The following is an 18,145-nucleotide window of genomic DNA, read 5'->3' on the forward strand; positions in this document are numbered from 1 at the left end:
ATTGCATGTGCAAACTACTAAAATATACAGTAATCTTGTAATGATTACTGAAAAATAGACTCTATTTATAGAAATCTAGAAATTATCGTGTGCCTAAATGTGAAAAATCATTTTCAGGATGTGCCGTCCATTCTGATGTATTCCATGAGGCATTAGGATCTGTAATTGAAGCTAATCTCCTGATACCGTTTAGGTAGGTATCTTGTCCATCTATAGCATAACCGGTTCCAGGGTCAGTTCCTGGAATTCCCACCACGTCGATAATATTATTTGATAAATCAGTTAACAAAACAGGATCGTCACCATTAAAGTCTAATGGGTCACCAGCATTCGGCACATTATAATCTATCACCGAGGCTGAAACTTCAGTTTGCAGCACGTTTGCAATTACAAAAGTGTCTCCAGGAGCGATACTTCCTGTAATGAATATTTCACGATCGGTACCTCCAATGGGAAAATCACCACCGTTCCTAAAAATTATTAATTTAATGGTCGATAAATCAATAGTACTTGAAGTACCATTATAAAGTTCAATAAATTTATTGTTACCACCACCTTCAATATATTCAGATATAATGAGTTGTGAAGTAACCGTAGAACAGTGAATTTGTTGCCATGAGTTTGTTACTCCATCATAAATTTCTAAACACTGTTGGGTTGTGTAATTTACGTAAACTAATGTCCCATCGCTTGAAGCTGTTGTATTGATACTAGCTTGTTGTGCAGGTGTGACCAAAGGTATTTGCATTCCGCCAAAACTTATACTGGTTTGAGCATTTATATCTAAAGCAACCGCACTATCAGGTAAATTGGTATTAATACCGACTTGACAATAAACTTTTCCTAATACTAAGGAAATAAGTATAAGGAATAAAAAAGATTTACGGATTACCATATAATTCTACGTTATCAATTACCCAAAGCTCATTATTATTATCATTATACATTACGATTGAAAAAACCAAATTAGCGCTATTTGGGATTCCTGTAATCGTAACTGTAGAATAACCACTAGATCCATTTGGCGTAACTACCGAGGTGCTTATATTGTCACCATCATAATTTAGAGAGTAAGATCCAGTAGCCGAAAAATCATACCGTCGATTACTATTTCCTAAAATTTCTAATTCATAACTATAAGTTGAACCACCATCGGTACTAACATATACATCTATATAATCTCCTCCATCTGCACCATTACCGGTCGAACTTAAACTAAAGCTAGCCAATCTAAATGTAGCTGTTACCGAGGAGAAACCACTAGCATCAACACTTCCAAAATCTATATCAGCATAATCATTATTAACTCCATATGATCTAGAGTCAATATAGGTAGGTGTATTAGGCGCAGTTCCTACTCCCGTTTGTAAGCTACCCGTAGCATTATCGGTGTAATTTAATGTAGGTAAAGCTGGAGTAGTCTCAAAATCTTGTATTCCCAATAAAACGGGTACTCCATCATCATCGTAAACATCCCAAAGATCAGTATCATCTGTACCTATTGAGTTTGTTCCTAATCCACCAGTAACATTTGTAATGGTAAAAGTTAGGTTTGCGGTTCCATCCAATAGCAAGTTATCTTGAACGTTAAATACGGTTGTCGTGTATGGTGAGGTTTGATTGGCTGGTATAGTTATCGTAACTGGTCCTGTTTCTTGCAATCTAGAATAGTCATCACTTGAAATGGTTACATCAACAGCTGTAGTTGAAGTATAAGGATATTCAAAAACTAAATTAATATCATCGGGTACGGCTCCTTCAGATATTGTAGATAATTGTGGATCAAACTCAACTATCGTTGGCGCATACTCAATTTGAGAACTATATGAACTAATTGCCTCGATTCCAGGACTGGCTCCAGTTGTTGTTGTAGGCGTAATTTCTAAATAGATATAGTTACCAACATCGGCTGCTGTGATGGTATAAGTACTATTAGTTGCTCCTGCAATGGGTGTTCCTACACCAGAATTGGTAGTATTGGTATACCATTGATATAACGGTAAACCTGGTGTATCATTTTCATTATCAGTTTGAAAACTGCTGTTAGTTTCATCGTAGGTAGTGGATAATGTTTCACCAACAAGATTTTCAGATGATATCACGACGTTAGCAGCTACAGGTGGTTGATTCATACAGTAAACATCATCCCAACCAGTCAATTGACTATAAATTTGTAAACACCTTAACGATCCATCAGATAGATAAATCATCATTCCATCAGGAATCGGTGTGGTTATAGCAGCACGCTGGACCAATGTCACAGTAGGTAACTTTAAACCACCGTATACACCTGTACTTATTTCTGCATTTATATCTAGCGCAGCAGCACTATTAGGTGTGGTAGTTCCTATTCCTACTTGTCCAACGGAGAGTTGAACAGAACATAAAATGAGTATAAAATAGAAAAACTTCAAAATCAATATTTTAGCTCTATAAAGCTAAATGGTTTTGAAGTTTTTTATGTTAATTCATTGTAGTTTTTCGATAAACTACCTTAAACTTTTTATTAACACAATGTTAAGAAGTCACTTCGTCTAGATTATCATCCCAATTTTTAACATCTGGTTCACCAAATTTTCCTAGACTCTTTGCCACTACCGATGCTACTGTAGCATCTCCAGTTACATTAACCGTGGTTCGCAACATATCAAGTGGCCTATCTACCGCAAATATTAAAGCTAGTGCTACTGGTAACAATTCAGATGGAAAGTCAATAGACTCTAATACGATTACAAGCATCACCATGCCTGCTCCTGGAACAGCTGCACTTCCTATAGATGCTAATAAAGCCGTTAAAATTATAGTCAACTGTCCAGCGAGACCTATCTCAATATTAAGAGCTTGACAAACAAATACCGCTGCCACCGCTTGATATAAGCTTGTCCCATCCATATTAATGGTTGCTCCTACTGGTAGTACAAAACTGGAAACATCTTTTTCAACACCCATGTGTTCTTCAACACGTTCCATGGTAACTGGTAAAGTTGCCGCACTAGAACTGGTAGAAAAAGCAAGTAATTGAGCTGGTGCCATTTTATTAAGAAACCAAAACGGCGACTTTTTTACATAAAGGGCAAAAATCAGACAATAAACTACAATCATTAAGAACAATCCTGCTATAACAGTAAGTGCATAATATAATAAGGCCAATAAGATTTCAGGATCATCGGCACTTACCACAACATTTGCTAGTAAAGCAAATACTGCAAATGGTGCGGTGAGCATAATTAAATCAACCATTTTCAATACTACATCGTTTAAACTGTCAAAAAAGTTCTTAAGTGGTTGCGATCTCTCCTCTCCTATTAATAACATACTTATGCCTAGAAAAATGGCGAAAAATATGACTTGTAACATTAAACTGTTATTGGACATAGCGCTCACAGCATTATCTGGTACCATATCTACAAGAGCTTGTAAAGGACCTGCATCTTTTTGAGCAGCAGCAGTTGCTAGCTTTCCTTGAATATTCTCATTACCCTCGTAAGTACGACTTAATTTTTCTATTGTTTCTTCAGAAACTCCTGATCCAGGTTTTACCAGATTGACAATTCCCAATCCTATTGTTATAGCAATTACAGTAGTCCCTATATAAATAAGAATGGTACGCAATCCCATGTTGCGAAATTTGGCGATATCCTTTAAATCGGATATACCTTTAATAAGCGATGCTAGAATTAAGGGTACAGCAATTAACTTTAATAAATTGACAAATATTTTACCAAATGGAGCTATCCAATCACCTACAAAATCTTTTCCTCCATCCCATTGAGCCATTCCTATACCGAATAGGATTCCGACTACCATTCCAATTAATATCTGCCAGTGTAAAGCTAATTTCTTCATATAAATTGTTTGTTGCTCACGAATAATTCGGTAGGTTGGACCGCTTTCGCGAAAGCGTAATTATTATAATTTTATTGTTTTTGATCTAAGTAGATGATCTAGAATAGTTATTGCAGCCATAGATTCTACTATGGGAACTGCGCGAGGCACTACACAAGGGTCATGTCTACCTTTACCTTTCATAATCACTTTATTACCTTCATGATCAATAGTTTCTTGATCCTGCATAATGGTGGCAACTGGTTTAAAGGCAACTCTAAAATAAATGTCCATTCCATTTGAAATTCCACCTTGAATTCCACCACTCAAATTGGTCTGGGTTGTGCCATCTTCATTGTAAAGGTCATTATGCTCACTACCTTTCATTTTGGCCCCACAAAAACCGCTACCGTATTCAAATCCTTTAACAGCATTTATTGAAAGCATAGCTTTACCCAAATCGGCATGTAACTTATCAAATACGGGTTCTCCCAATCCTGCTGGAACATTTTGAATTACACAGGTTATCGTGCCGCCTATAGTGTCGCCAGATTTGCGTACTTGCATAATTTTCTCTTGCATGGCCTGTGCAGTAGAAGAATCTGGACAACGCACATCATTTGAGTCGATTTGTGAAAAATCTAACTCCTGATACATTTTGTTTATAAATAAATCTCCTACACTACTAGTAAATGCATTTACCTTAATACCGCTTAGTACTTGTTTTGCAATTGCTCCAGCAACTACTCTACAAGCTGTTTCACGAGCGCTACTGCGACCACCACCGCGATAATCTCTTACACCATATTTATCCTGGTAAACTTTGTCGGCATGACTAGGCCTATAGGAGTCCTTGATATGCGAATAATCTTTTGACTTTTGATTTTCATTTACAATTTGAAAGCCTATTGGTGTTCCTGTGGTTTTACCTTCAAAAATACCTGAGTAAAATTGAACTGTGTCACTTTCTTTACGTTGAGTAACTATTTTACTTTGACCAGGTTTACGCCTGTCTAATTCGTATTGAATCGCTTCTAGATTGATTTCAACTCCCGAAGGACATCCGTCAATAACACCACCGATAGCCACACCGTGTGATTCTCCATAGGTGGTGAGTTTAAATATGGTACCTATTGTATTTCCTGCCATGTAAGCAAATATAATGAGTCTGTAATATTAGATTTGGATTGAAAAGCACTTTATTTGCTTATATGCTATTTAAATATGTAGATTAGCCCGTATGAAAAACAAATCAATAATAAGTTTGGCTGTTGCAGCTTTTTTTGTAATTGCCTGTGGATCAATAAAAAATACAACCACTAAAGAAGAAAAAAAAGAATCTAACCAAGTAGAAGAGGTAAAAGATTTAAGATCTTTATTTTCTCAAGGTGATTCTCAAAAGGCCTTAAATATTTTAAATGAAACCATTTCAAAAAGTAAAGATTCTAACCAAGTAGAAGAAGCTCTATACTTAAAAGGATTTTATTTTCATGCTAACGATGACCTTACAGCTGCAATTGGTGTCTATGACGAACTAGATGAATATGACGCTGACAACTCTTACCTTACTAAAACATCTAGTTTACGAAAACTAATGGATATTAAAGAAAGTATGAGTCAGGTAACTGAAAAGAAGGACTCTTTAGAAACTTTCCTCATGATAAAATCATTTCCTACATTGAAGGAATGTGGTACTTCTAATACTGATAATTTATTGCGTGATTGTTTTAAATCTACAGTAAACGGTATTGTCGTTAACAATTACGACACTAGTATCGGTGAAACATTTACCCTAAGCAATCTCAATAGGATTTACGTTAATTATGAAATAAACGATCAAGGACAGGTTTCCAGTATTAAATCGATAACAAGAAACACTTATAATCCTTATTTAACTCTTGAAGCAGAAAGAATGGTGGCGCTACTCAATATCATAAAGCCCGCAATGAATCAGGATAACGAACCCATGAAAATAAAAGTATCTTTACCAATAACTTACAGAACACAATAACATGTCAAAACTTAACTATCTACTAGCCACAGCCCTCTTATTCATTATTGCATCATGTTCCAGCGATGATGAATCTCCTAGAACCGATTTTGATTATTTCCCTAGCTCTTTGAATAGCTCTTGGAATTATGATGTTACTACTGATGGAGTAGTTTCTCAAGATGTATTAACTATTTCAAATGAAACGGGTTCCAGCTTTACGTTACAAAGTAATCCAGATCCTGCTAATGGTTTAATGAGTACTATTTTGACTAGTGGTACATTAACCAAAGAATCAGGTAGGTTATTAGGATCTGGAAATTTGAATTTAAGTTTTCAAGGATTGAACGATTTTGATATTTCTATCAACAATGCGCCTCTTTATGATCAAAATGCAGGAGCAAATCAAGAGCTTTTCTCCACAACCGGTATGACAACTCAACCTGTTCAAGGTTATGATTTAAATATCGTTTATACAGCAAGAACAGTCCAGCAAAGTGATGTGACTAGTCTTCAAGTAAATGGTTCTAACTACAGCGATGTATTATACAGTCAATTAATCGTAAATGCTACCATAACTAGCGATGTTCAAGTAGCAGGATTTACCACTACCGTACCCGTAATGAACGCACAAGATGTTATCGTAATTGATAACTATTGGGTTGAAAATGTTGGTCTAATCAAATCGGATGTAGTATTTACATACCAGCTTGAAGATTTCAGTAGTTTAGGTGTAAACCTTCCTATTCCTAGTACGGATCGTATTGAATCAAATCAAGAACTTACAGCTTATACAATCAATTAAGAATACTGTAGTTTCAATACTTTTAGAGCCTCACGATATCCGATTTCAAAAATAGCATCGGCTTGTGAGGCTTGAAATAAATGATAGCTCTCTAATTCTTGCGGTGCTATCACCCATTTACAATATTTAAACTTTTTTAAAGACCTATCGTGCATTTTTAAATTTACGGCGCGATTAATCACATCGATAGTTCTTTTGAAATCGTTTTTATTCATTTCCTTTAAGGGACATACATATACTCCATACATCTCATCTACCCTATTCTCAAGTGGTTTACATGGAAAATTATCAATAATTCCTCCATCTGTGTATAGGTCATTGTCAATTTCAACTGGTGTAAAAACACCTGGAACCGCCGCACTAGCTAGAACAGAAGAAATTAAATCACCGTCACTGAATACTTTCTTTTGTCCTGTGATCAAGCTTGTAGCTGTTACAAACAACTTACGCTCTAGCTTTTCAAAAGAATTATCAGGAAAATACTTAATTAGGTAATTTCTGAACACATCGCTATTGACAAAACCAGCTTTACTACGAGCAAATGTTGAAAACGTAAATAGTTTTATTTCCTTGAACATACTTAATATATCCTCTGGTTCATAACCAGCACAATACATTGCACCTACAATAGCACCAGCACTTGAACCTGAAACCTCATCTGGAAACAGCTCAAATTCCTTCATTGCTTGTAATGCTCCTGCGTGTGCGACACCTCTATGACCACCGCCAGATAGTACTAGACCTTTTTTCATTATTATTCGTTGGTTTGTATATAAAGGATTTCTTCAGTAGCTAGATACTTAAAGTTCATTAAAAATCTTTAAAAGCATCTTCCTCATATGAAGGTTGAGAATAAGATGGATTGTTTTCAGATTTAAAATTAAAAGTGTTATTGCCTATACCTTTAGGATTTGGGCCCCAATTGTTGTAACCAGGTTGAGAGTCTTCCGCTAGGTAAATAATCAAAATAATAGAACCAACGAAAGGTATTAAACTTAAAAAATAATTCCATCCACTTCTACCTGTGTCATGTAATCTTCTTACAGTTACGGCTAGCGAAGGAATAAAAACGGTCAACATATATAATGACCACAAAATGAGTATTAAAATGAGACCATCTTCACTTTGATTGACTGCAAAAGGTATTAATAGTAAATACAAACCAAATACTACGAGTACATTGAACAATACCAAAAACCAATATTCCGATCTTCTAGATCTACCTGTAAAAACAGCATATTTGTTGAAAACATCTTTTAAGGAGTCTTTGATACCATAGGCATCTGATTTCTTTTTAAAGGGTTCACGATTACGTCTGGATCTGTATTCTGGTTGTGATGGTATTGTTTCCATTTGTCTTGATAAGTTCAACAAATGTACATCATAGAAACGTTTTACTATAAAAATATAGTGGTTAGCTAGTTCATAAGATCCCTCAACTGATTAGGCAGCTCAAGAAAACTGCTCATACCATTTTTACTCATTTGATCCTTGCATCTTTGCCAGTCCTGTTTCTCAATGATTTGAACGGGCTGTTCCTCTTTAATTTCAGACTCTAGAGAGACTTTTAAGTATAATGGGTAATGATCACTTCCTACATAAGGTCTGGTTCCCATAGCGACAAACCTAAAGTCATTGCTTACTAGAATATGGTCCAGTGGCCATCTTAATGGAAAATATTCTGCGTGATATGAATTATAAAAACCGCGTCCCTTTTTAGGATCTAATAATTTACCAATCCGTTGTGTAAGCTGTGTAGCATCTGACCAAATAACATCATTAAAATCTCCCATAACCACAACTGGCAAATCATTTTCATGAGCCTTTAAAGCCACGAGCATGAGTTCCTTGTCCCTATCAGAAGACATAGGATTGTGTTGTGGCATGGGCGGTGTTGGGTGCACTGCATATAGTTGGATGATTTCCCCTTGTGAAGTTGTAGCCTTAGTTTCAATTGAAGGTATCTCTTTATCAACTAAAAAATTAATCTTTGTATCTGATAACGGTAATTTACTATAAAGTAACATTCCATAGGTATTATCCTGTGGTTGTTCCACCATAAAAGGATACTTATTCTGTAATTCAGTTCTAAAACTATTAGCCCACTTTTGATCAGTTTCAAGTGCAAGCACTATATCTGGATTTACATCTTTAATATCCTTAATTACTGCAGATTGATCCTTATTTTTCTGTAGTACATTAACAACGTAAAGCGATATATCATTCTGTTGATTGGATACTTTCTGAATTTCTAATAATTCTGTAGGATATAAAAATGTATAGGGAATTATTTTGGTCAGTTGAAAACCAAAACAAGCTAATAAAATCAAGATATAGGTATAGTCGTTTATGAATTTCGGCTTAAAAACAAAAAAGTATAGAACTATGGCAATGAACGTAAAACTGGTAAGGAGTAAATGAGGAAAATCAAAAATTCTTATCCACCAAAAGTCTGCCGCTACTAAGGGCATTAATGATAAAAGAGCTGCAACAATACCGAGTACTTGAAATAGTTTTCTCCAATTCATGTTTTGAAGTTACCGAAGCTTACAGAAATTGGTGGTAATACTTTGTTAATTAGATAATTGTTTAAATTTCTTTACGTTTTATTAAAGAAAAAATGAATCTAATTGATACGTGTTGCTTGATATAAGTTTCGCTTTCGCGAAAGCGTAATACCTAAAGAGAGCATTAGTCTTCTAATAGTAATAAAAAACTAACTAAGCTTGTTTTTCAGGTTTCTCACCTAGAGCATATTTAAATCCTAAACCGATCACCTGACGTACTTGAAAACCTTTAATGGTGTTATCGTCGTAAATCGTTTGAAAGGCAAAATTACCGCTTATATAATCGTTAACCTTCAGAAAAAGATTGAAAGTAAAATCAATATCCACATTCTCAGGTTCGTCCAAGTAATCACTGTATAAGCTTAGAACATTTTCCATATGAATATTTTTTGCTACCTCGAGCTTTGAATAGCCACGAAGAGAAGCACCTACTTCCCATCTCGCAGTCTTATTGGCTTCAACTCCAAAAAAAGGATCATAGCTTTCAACCGCAGCAGGATCATTCAGGTCTACATCTGTAAATCTGGACGATACGGTTATCAATCTTGTCGTAGCCGGCGCTACATTAAGGTTAAGGCTTTTGGACTTTTTCCACAATATACCTAGACCTAGTTGAAAATACGATGGCGAAAAACCACCAGAAATTTCTGTTCTATCTTGAATGGTGCTCACGCTGCCATCTGGATTGACCTCTTCTTTATTTGAAAATTCATACCCAGAGATAAGTTGTGTTCTAAAATTGAAAATTGTACTATAATTCCAAAAACTCTTATTTATTTGATTACCCACTATACTTGTAACCTCAAATCTATCGGTTGTCTTGCGTAAAAAACGTTGGTCCTTAACCTGTGAAAGTCCAAATTCTAACAGCGCTCTCGTATCCCAGGACAGCTTATCTTTTTTATACTGTATATCATATGTAAGACTTACATCACCTGAAATATTAGTTACTCCACCACCTTGCCATTCATCATTAAAGGCACTTTGATTAAATATAAAACTCGCTCTACCCCATGATGCCCAATTGGTAGGTTTTGTGACTTCTGTGGAGTCCTTTGGCACTTGTTTTTGAGCAAACGATAAATAAGAACTTGTAAATACTAAAAATAATAAGGAAACTTTCAATGTAATTCTGGCTTATTTTCAAATATATTAAACCTGTATTTAAGCAAAAAACTACATCAAAACATTAAGTTTTCTTTAAGTTTTAGGAGGTTTCTCAAAAGCAATATTTTACGACTACCTAATCTGGTTAATCCCTGAAAACAAAAAATGCGCCTTTTTAACTGGCGCATTTTTATTAGATACAAGTTTGTAATTACTTACATATTCCTTCTATACTGTCCACCTACTTCAAATAGAGCTTCAGTGATCTGTCCAAGCGAACAAACTTTAGCAGCTTCCATTAAGTGTTCAAAGATGTTTTCATTCTTAACAGCGGTTTCTTGTATGGCAGATAGCTGTTCTTGTTGCGCTTTCGCGAAAGCGGTATGCAAATTATCCTTTGTAGCAATTTGAGCTTGTTTCTCCTCTTCTGTCGCGCGGATAACCTCTGCTGGCAACACCGTAGGACTTCCCTTACTGCTCAAGAAAGTATTTACACCGATTATTGGAAATTCACCAGTATGCTTTAACATTTCATAGTGCATACTTTCTTCCTGAATCTTGCTACGCTGGTACATGGTTTCCATAGCACCTAGCACGCCACCACGCTCTGTGATGCGATCAAATTCTGTAAGAACGGCTTGCTCTACTAGATCGGTCAATTCTTCAATGATAAACGAACCTTGAATAGGGTTCTCGTTTTTAGCAAGACCTAACTCTTTATTAATGATTAACTGGATTGCCATCGCACGACGTACGCTTTCTTCTGTAGGTGTTGTTATCGCCTCGTCATATGCATTTGTGTGTAGCGAGTTACAGTTATCGTAAATTGCATAAAGTGCTTGTAAGGTGGTTCTTATATCGTTGAAGTCAATCTCTTGTGCATGTAACGAGCGACCACTAGTTTGGATGTGGTATTTCAACATTTGTGCACGAGCATTTGCTCCGTATTTGTGTTTTAACGCCTTAGACCAAATCTTCCTTGCTACACGACCTATCACGGAATACTCTGGATCGATACCATTACTAAAGAAGAAACTTAGGTTAGGTCCAAATTTATTAATGTCCATACCACGGCTTAAGTAGTATTCAACATACGTAAATCCATTAGCTAGTGTAAATGCTAGCTGTGTAATTGGATTGGCACCAGCCTCGGCAATGTGATAACCAGAAATAGAAACACTATAGAAATTACGAACTGCTTTTTCAATGAAATATTCTTGAACATCACCCATTAATCTAAGGGCAAACTCAGTAGAGAAAATACAAGTATTTTGAGCTTGATCTTCTTTTAGAATATCTGCTTGTACAGTACCACGTACTTGGTTAAGTGTTTCAACTTTTATTTTGTTATAAACCTCTGGTTCTAATATCTGATCACCAGTAACTCCTAGAAGCATCAAACCTAATCCATCGTTACCTTCTGGCAAATCACCATGGTACTGTGGCCTTTCTAGATCTAGATCATCATAAAGCTCTTTTAATTTAGCCTCTACTCTATCTTCTAGACCATTTTTTTTGATGTATTTCTCACAATTTTGATCTATGGCAGCATTCATAAAAAAGCCTAATAACATAGGTGCTGGACCATTTATAGTCATAGAAACCGAAGTTGCTGCGTGCGATAAATCGAATCCGGAATACAGTTTCTTAGCATCATCTAGACAGCATATGCTTACTCCTGCATTACCAATTTTACCGTAAATATCTGGTCTGTGGCCTGGGTCATTACCATAAAGCGTTACACTATCAAAAGCTGTACTTAATCGCTTAGCTGGCATGCCTAAACTCACATAGTGGAAACGACGGTTTGTACGTTCTGGTCCACCTTCACCAGCAAACATACGTGTAGGATCTTCTCCTGTTCTTTTAAATGGATACAATCCCGCGGTATATGGAAATTCGCCAGGTACGTTTTCTTGTAAACACCATTGTAAAATATCACCCCAAGCACTGTATTTAGGTAACGCAACTTTTGGAATTTGTTGGTGTGACAAACTTTCTGTGTGCGTATCAATCTTTATTACCTTATCACGTACCTGAAATTCATAAACAGGTTGTTTATATCTGTTAACTTTTTCACTCCAACCTGTAATAATTTCCCAGTTGTATGGATCCAAGTCTTTAAGAGTTTTATTGAATTGGGCGATTAATAAATCAATAAATTCTTTATCTGAAGAATTAGCTTGATTTAAAATCTCATCTTCGTTTAATCCTTTTTCCGCTAATAAAGAATCAGTTTGATTCTCATTCTTTATATCGAGAACTGTAATAATAGTTTTGAAAACACCAAATAGCTTTTGAGCAGTTTCAGATTGAGCTTTGGCCGTTGCGTCGTACGAGCGATTATTTTCTGCGATTTCACTTAAATAACGTGTACGTGCTGGTGGAATTACAAATATCTTCTCGCTTTGTGATTTGTTTAATTCACTTTGTGGTTTTAAATCAACACCTGTTTTATTGGTTACTTCTAACATTAAAGCCTCATATAAGGCATTCATACCAGGATCATTGAATTGACTAGCAATAGTACCAAATACTGGTAGCGTTTCAGGATCTGTTTCCCATAAATTGTGATTGCGCTGGTACTGTTTTTTGACATCTCTTAAAGCATCTAAAGCACCTCGCTTGTCAAATTTGTTTATGGCAACGACATCGGCAAAGTCTAACATGTCAATTTTCTCCAGCTGTGTAGCCGCACCAAATTCTGGAGTCATCACGTATAAAGACACGTCGCTGTGTTCTAATATTTCTGTATCACTTTGCCCGATTCCACTAGTTTCTAGAATGATTAGATCATAATTAGAAGCTTTAAGAACATCTACTGCTTCTTGAACGTGTTTTGATAATGCAAGATTAGACTGTCGCGTTGCTAGTGAACGCATGTAAACACGATCGTTGTTGATTGCATTCATGCGTATGCGATCACCCAACAGCGCTCCACCAGTTTTACGCTTTGATGGGTCAACTGATATTATACCTATATTTTTCTCTGGAAAATCGATTAAAAATCTACGAATTAACTCGTCTACTAATGAGGATTTACCAGCTCCACCTGTTCCTGTTATACCTAAAACAGGTGCTTGACTATCCGTTTTATCTGCTTCTGCAAAGTGTTTTTCAAAATCTTCATGCCTATTTTCTGCCAGCGATATCAATCTCGCAATAGTAGGCACGTCGTTTTGCAATAATTCTCCGTTTAATTTCGCTTTCGCGAAAGCGGGAACAGGAACATCGCATCGTTTTACTAGATCATTGATCATTCCTTGTAGTCCCATTTCACGACCGTCGTCTGGACTGTAAATACGCTCAATTCCATAATCCATCAATTCCTGAATCTCGCTAGGCAAGATTACTCCACCGCCACCACCAAATATTTTAATATGACCAGCTCCTTTTTCCTTGAGTAGATCATACATGTATTTAAAGTATTCATTGTGACCACCTTGATAGGATGTCATTGCGATGGCATTGGCATCCTCTTGAATTGCTGTGTTTACCACTTCTTCAACACTGCGATCATGACCTAAATGAATTACCTCACAACCGGTGGATTGAATAATACGGCGCATTATATTAATAGCAGCATCATGTCCATCAAATAGACTAGCAGCTGTTACAATTCTTACTTTATTTTTTGGGGTATATGGTGTTTGATCTTGCATGACGCTATTTCTCAATTTTTGTAGTGCAAAATTACGAAATCGTTAGCGTAATACGTATGAGTTTTTGAATTTGATTTGAACCAAAGCTCAAGGCCTGGCTATGATTTAAAAAGAAAAACTCCCTAATTAAATTCGGGAGTTCTCTTTATTTATTGGGTATCAGCTCTTTTCACATAATCCCCATTAAAAATAAATTCTTCTTGAGGTTTTCGAGAGCGTTTTCCATGCTCCATTTCTTCTAAATCATCAGGTAGCTTACTAGGATCTCCACCGTAATGCCCTATGGCAATTGCAGTTGTAAAATGATACTGTTCTGGGAATTGGAATTCAGATTTTGCTTTTTCGTGATCAAATCCTGCCATCTGGTGAACAGCTATTCCCATTGATTGAGCTTGAATAGCCATAGTTGCTACATATTGTCCAAGATCATAAAGGGCATGAAAGTTATTGTTACCATCTGGATTTTTTGTATCCATTACTGCTAAAGCGAGAGCTGGAGCGTCTTGAGCCCATTGCTGATTAAAATCGTCCAAGCAATCAAAAATTCTGTCGTAAGCCTCGCTTCCTTTGATTCCATAAACAATATTCCAAGGTTGCCAATTGTTACAGCTAGCAGCCCAACGACCAGCTTCAAATAAACTATATAAATCTGTTGCAGTTACTGGAGTATCGGAAAAAACTCGTGGACTCCAGCGATTTTCTATTATATTGGTAATTGGATGGTCGGTAGGTGTTTCCTTGAGTAATGGTGCTTTATCTTGCATTTTTTATTTTAAAAATACAACGAGCTCCTTATAATCACTAGGCTATTAAGATTGTTTAACTGCAAACGATTGAAAAATTAACGCTTTTTATAATTTGTTCTGTATGACTGTAGTTGCATCCTCAACGCGTTGCATTTGCTGCATGTCGTTTTCATCAAGCATTATATCAAAAGTATCTTCCACATCCAAAACAATATCTACAAGATGTGCGCTATTGATTCCTAGATCTTGCATGAGGTGGCTTTCTGGTTTAATAGAACTTTCTGTCACATCCTGTGGCAAGTAAACCTTTACAATTTCTAATAATTTTTGATGTATTTCTTGAGTTGTCATTGATCATTTTTAAGGTTTAAAGGTAGATAAAATTGCACATGCATTTACGTCTCCAAATCCAAAACTTGCTTTGGCCAACGAATGAATTTTAGTTTTAATAGGTTTTAATGGAACTTTTTCTTTATCAACTACAGAAACAATTTCCGGATGTAATTGAGAAATATTGATATTAGGATATATCACTTGATGATGAAGTTGCAATGTAGAACCTACAAGCTCTATACTGCCAGATGCTGCCAGGCAATGACCTATTGTGGATTTGAAAGAATTTATGAATGGAAAATCCTTGCCTGACCTATTTAAAGCTGCAGACCAATTTTTCACCTCAAAGCCATCTTTACTAGTAGCTGTAATGTGACCATTAATAACATCGATTTGAGAAGAATCTATTTTTGATTCGATTAAAGCTGTTTTAATACAAGCTTGTACTGCAAGACCATTGGGAGCAGTCATTGAGCCGCCATTAGTTTGTCCACCGCTATTTAAATGTCCTCCTTTTACCTCTGCATAGATTGTTGCCTTTCTAGATAAGGCGCTTTCTAATGTTTCTAATACTAAACAGCCTGCTCCACTACCAGGAACAAAACCGCAGGCATCATGTGAAAATGGTCTACTAGCCATCTCAGGCTTGTCATTGTATTTAGTAGGTAAAATACGCATAGCATCAAAGCCGCCCCAAATGTAGGGTCCAGAATCACTACAACTACCTACTAACATGGCACGAGCCTTACCTGACTTTATTCGATCGTATCCCATCAAAAGAGCTTCGGTACCGGTAGAACAAGCGCTACTGTTTGTGGTTACCCAATTACCTAAACCTAATTCTCCACTTATCCAAGCGCTTACACCACTACTCATAGTTTGGATAACACTAGTGCTACCTAAACGCCTTACATTATTGTCATCTATGTGGTGTATGGCCTCTCTAAACTTATCTCCACCACTTTGTCCTGTACCAAAAACAACTCCTATGTCTTCATGAAAGGACTTGTTTTTAAAATCGATACCAGAATTCTCAAAGGCTTGTTTAGCACTAATTACACCATACATTAAACCAGTTGCAAGCAGTCCTCTTTGTTGTAGCGATGTGAAATGTTGGTCAATTATTTCTTGGGTGAGTTGCGGTTTCCCAGCTACTTGACACTTAAATTGTAAATCTTCTAATTCCTTTTGATGTTTTAAGCCAGATGTACCAGTAAGTAAAGCTTTATGAAAGTCATGTATGGTAATAGCATTAGGTGCTACTACACCTAGTCCAGTAATTACTACTCTTCTATCTTTACTCATTAATGTTATTTATTTAAATGTACTACATAAAACGGACATGGTTGTGATAATTATGTAATACAATTCATATTAATTGAAGATATCTTGGAAACCGTTCTAGCTTAGTTTTGCTTTATGAAAAAAGCTGTAGCACTCATAATATACCTCGTAATAACTAGTTCCTTTGCGCAGAATGATATGATCATTGAGCGAATCGAATTTGAAGGCTTGAAAAAAACTAAGGAAAGTTTCCTAAGATATTTAATTAAAACTAAGGAAGGTAATGTTGTTAATTTTAAAACACTTAATTCTGATTTAGAGCGGCTTAATCGTTTAGCTGGAATAGCAAAAGCTACCTACCAATTAACTAATGATGAAAATAGAACTACGATAGCATTTTCAATAGTTGAAAACTTCACTATTATTCCTGGAGTTCGAGTATCCCAAGCTAGTGATGATAGTTTTTCTTATAGATTATCTTTATTTGAATTTAATTTACTAGGCCGCAATCAAATCGTAGGTGGTTTCTATGCCAAAAACGTTTTTAATAGTTTTGGATTGTACTGGGAAGCACCCTACGCTATTTCAAATAAATGGGGAATTGGTGTAAACTATATAAGCAATATTACAAGAGAACCCATTTATCAAAATAATGAAGAACAAATATATAAATTCAATAATCCTAACGCTAGCCTATATGTGCTCTATGAACATAATTTTCACAACAATTTTCAATTAGGAGTAAAGTATAGCGACGAGCGTTATGAAAGAATTGAAGACCTAACTATCCTTAATTTACCAGAACACATTGAAGAGAAGAGATATAGTATATTAAGTGAATATGAGAATAATCACATCAATATAGATTATCAATATATTAAGGGATCAAGGAATCAAATTAATCTAGAATATAAAACAGGAATGATTGATGAGTTGAGTAATACTCTTCTAGTGAGATGGGATTCTGAAAGATTTTATCGCATTGCAAAAAAAGGGAATTTGGCTAATAGAATCAGGCTAGCCTATTCTAGTTTTAATGGTAGTGAATTTGCACCTTTCACCATAGACAATCAACTTAACCTACGAGGTTCGGGAAATACAGTTGATCGTCATACCGGTGCCATTACTATAAATACTGAATATCGCCACACCTTGTTTGAAAAAGGTTGGTTTGTTTTACAAAGCAATACGTTTGTAGATGCTAGTGCAGTGAGAAAACCACTTGCAACTATAGAAAATGCTTTTAGCACTGATGGATTAAACGTTTATTCAGGAATAGGATTTAGATTTATACATAAACGTATTTTCAATGCGGTGATACGAATTGACTACGGTGTAAGAATTGCAGGAGATTATAATAGCTCGGGAATCACCTTCGGTATAGGACAATATTTTTAAAAGTGATCAGTAATCATACCACTCAATGTTCCACGAGCAATAATTTCGTTATTCTCATTCCTCATATTCACTTGAACCTTTAGTTTATTAAATCGATAATAAACTAATGTAGAAGAGACTATTACAACTTCATTGGGTAGTACTATTTTTTCGAATATCACATGATTTTCCGTCATTACTATATTAGCATGCTCCAAAGATGGATTAAGGTAAATTCCAAAACATACTAACCCTATTTGAGCCATACATTCTGTCAAGATTACGCCAGGAGTTACTGGATTATTTTTAAAATGATGTTTGTAGAATGATTCGCTTTCGCGAAAGCGGTACCATCCTACTACTCCATTTTCATGAATTTCATTGATGCCATCTACAAAACAGAAATCCTTACCGTAGGGTAACCTTTTAAGTATATCGTCTTCCTTCAT

Annotated in this window: 16 protein-coding genes; 3 read left to right on the forward strand and 13 right to left on the reverse strand. The window is 35.8% G+C overall.

The genetic code is table 11. The annotated features are described in order from the left end of the window. Positions 1-82: 82 nt before the first annotated feature. The 4 genes from AAT17_RS00920 to aroC form a co-directional block, all read right to left on the reverse strand. On the reverse strand, positions 83-895 hold the full coding sequence (locus AAT17_RS00920; RefSeq protein ID WP_060522505.1) for a lamin tail domain-containing protein: 813 nt from the start codon (positions 893-895) through the stop codon (positions 83-85). Continuing rightward, positions 882-2,414, reverse strand: a complete 1,533-nt coding sequence (locus AAT17_RS00925) for a hypothetical protein (protein ID WP_060522506.1) — start codon at positions 2,412-2,414, stop codon at positions 882-884. The genes AAT17_RS00920 and AAT17_RS00925 overlap by 14 nt, the downstream gene beginning before the upstream one ends. Before the next feature lie 103 nt (positions 2,415-2,517). After that, positions 2,518-3,846, reverse strand: coding sequence for a dicarboxylate/amino acid:cation symporter (locus AAT17_RS00930; protein WP_042280146.1), 1,329 nt, complete (start codon positions 3,844-3,846; stop codon positions 2,518-2,520). Between the two features lie 63 nt (positions 3,847-3,909). Beyond that, entirely contained in the window at positions 3,910-4,974 is a 1,065-nt protein-coding gene (gene aroC / locus AAT17_RS00935) for a chorismate synthase (RefSeq protein ID WP_060522507.1), read from the reverse strand. A 91-nt stretch (positions 4,975-5,065) separates the two neighbouring features. Here aroC and AAT17_RS00940 point away from each other — a divergent pair, with 91 nt between their 5' ends. Together AAT17_RS00940 and AAT17_RS00945 are read left to right on the forward strand one after the other, a co-directional pair. After that, positions 5,066-5,836: a tol-pal system YbgF family protein gene (locus AAT17_RS00940; protein ID WP_060522508.1), complete on the forward strand. Its 771-nt coding sequence runs from the start codon at positions 5,066-5,068 to the stop codon at positions 5,834-5,836. Position 5,837: 1 nt separating this feature from the next. Next, the gene (locus AAT17_RS00945) at positions 5,838-6,620 is read left to right on the forward strand and encodes a hypothetical protein (protein ID WP_060522509.1); all 783 of its coding nucleotides are present in this window, start codon (positions 5,838-5,840) and stop codon (positions 6,618-6,620) included. Here the strand turns inward: AAT17_RS00945 and AAT17_RS00950 are convergent. From AAT17_RS00950 to AAT17_RS00985, 8 genes are all read right to left on the reverse strand, one after another. Next, a complete protein-coding gene (locus AAT17_RS00950) occupies positions 6,617-7,372 on the reverse strand; it encodes a patatin-like phospholipase family protein (RefSeq protein ID WP_042280139.1) in 756 nt (251 codons plus the stop codon). The genes AAT17_RS00945 and AAT17_RS00950 overlap by 4 nt on opposite strands. A gap of 58 nt (positions 7,373-7,430) precedes the next feature. Continuing rightward, a complete protein-coding gene (locus tag AAT17_RS00955) occupies positions 7,431-7,973 on the reverse strand; it encodes a DUF805 domain-containing protein (protein ID WP_082586867.1) in 543 nt (180 codons plus the stop codon). A 65-nt stretch (positions 7,974-8,038) separates the two neighbouring features. Further along, on the reverse strand, positions 8,039-9,148 hold the full coding sequence (locus AAT17_RS00960; protein ID WP_060522510.1) for an endonuclease/exonuclease/phosphatase family protein: 1,110 nt from the start codon (positions 9,146-9,148) through the stop codon (positions 8,039-8,041). Positions 9,149-9,340: 192 nt separating this feature from the next. Beyond that, complete coding sequence (locus tag AAT17_RS00965; RefSeq protein WP_042280136.1) at positions 9,341-10,312, reverse strand: DUF3078 domain-containing protein; 972 nt, start codon at positions 10,310-10,312, stop codon at positions 9,341-9,343. A gap of 197 nt (positions 10,313-10,509) precedes the next feature. Then, positions 10,510-13,956: a methylmalonyl-CoA mutase family protein gene (locus AAT17_RS00970; protein WP_060522511.1), complete on the reverse strand. Its 3,447-nt coding sequence runs from the start codon at positions 13,954-13,956 to the stop codon at positions 10,510-10,512. Between the two features lie 149 nt (positions 13,957-14,105). After that, positions 14,106-14,720 (reverse strand): nitroreductase family protein, encoded by a 615-nt coding sequence (locus tag AAT17_RS00975; RefSeq protein WP_060522512.1) that lies wholly within the window; start codon positions 14,718-14,720, stop codon positions 14,106-14,108. An 87-nt stretch (positions 14,721-14,807) separates the two neighbouring features. Next, positions 14,808-15,053, reverse strand: a complete 246-nt coding sequence (locus AAT17_RS00980; RefSeq protein WP_060522513.1) for an acyl carrier protein — start codon at positions 15,051-15,053, stop codon at positions 14,808-14,810. Between the two features lie 9 nt (positions 15,054-15,062). After that, positions 15,063-16,340 (reverse strand): beta-ketoacyl synthase, encoded by a 1,278-nt coding sequence (locus AAT17_RS00985; RefSeq protein WP_060522514.1) that lies wholly within the window; start codon positions 16,338-16,340, stop codon positions 15,063-15,065. Positions 16,341-16,454: 114 nt separating this feature from the next. Between AAT17_RS00985 and AAT17_RS00990 the strand changes: the two genes are divergently transcribed. Continuing rightward, positions 16,455-17,717 (forward strand): POTRA domain-containing protein, encoded by a 1,263-nt coding sequence (locus AAT17_RS00990; protein ID WP_060522515.1) that lies wholly within the window; start codon positions 16,455-16,457, stop codon positions 17,715-17,717. Here the strand turns inward: AAT17_RS00990 and AAT17_RS00995 are convergent. Continuing rightward, entirely contained in the window at positions 17,714-18,145 is a 432-nt protein-coding gene (locus tag AAT17_RS00995; protein WP_060522516.1) for a 3-hydroxyacyl-ACP dehydratase FabZ family protein, read from the reverse strand. The genes AAT17_RS00990 and AAT17_RS00995 overlap by 4 nt on opposite strands.

The sequence above is a fragment of the Nonlabens sp. MIC269 genome (assembly GCF_001430865.1).
Taxonomy (GTDB): Bacteria; Bacteroidota; Bacteroidia; order Flavobacteriales; family Flavobacteriaceae; genus Nonlabens; species Nonlabens tegetincola.